The organism is Pseudoalteromonas sp. S558 (genome assembly GCF_005886635.1).
In the GTDB taxonomy this organism is placed as follows: domain Bacteria; phylum Pseudomonadota; class Gammaproteobacteria; order Enterobacterales; family Alteromonadaceae; genus Pseudoalteromonas; species Pseudoalteromonas aliena.
Map to the genome: position 1 here is coordinate 1 of NZ_PNDU01000650.1, position 333 is coordinate 333.

A 333-nucleotide genomic window follows, 5' to 3' on the forward strand; every position below is an offset into this window, starting at 1 on the left:
AACTTAAAAACATAGATATATATTGCTTCCTCGATTACGTCGTATTCTATAGCCCAGCTAATACACATTTCTGTGAACTCTTGAATAGTTTCGGCTGAAGCGTCTGTAGTATCGCTTGCAACTGCATTTGCAGCTGATAAAGCGAAAAATGGTGCAACGATTAACGCGAGTAATGCTTTATTCATTTTTTTATTACTAAAAATGGAGTAAAAATCGATTATCCATTCAAATAATGCCTACATAAAAAAAGTGTAACCAAGCAAGAACATCTCTGTTGGTAAACTGATTTATAATCACAATTCACACAAAGGAAAACGAAAAATTTTTATCGTC

1 protein-coding gene is annotated in these 333 nt (G+C 33.0%); it reads right to left on the bottom strand.

From position 1 onward, the window contains the following. Nucleotides 1–185: hypothetical protein (locus tag CWB66_RS21800; RefSeq protein WP_138587027.1), on the bottom strand; the 185-nt coding region annotated here is incomplete at its 3' end. Nucleotides 186–333: the final 148 nt, after the last annotated feature.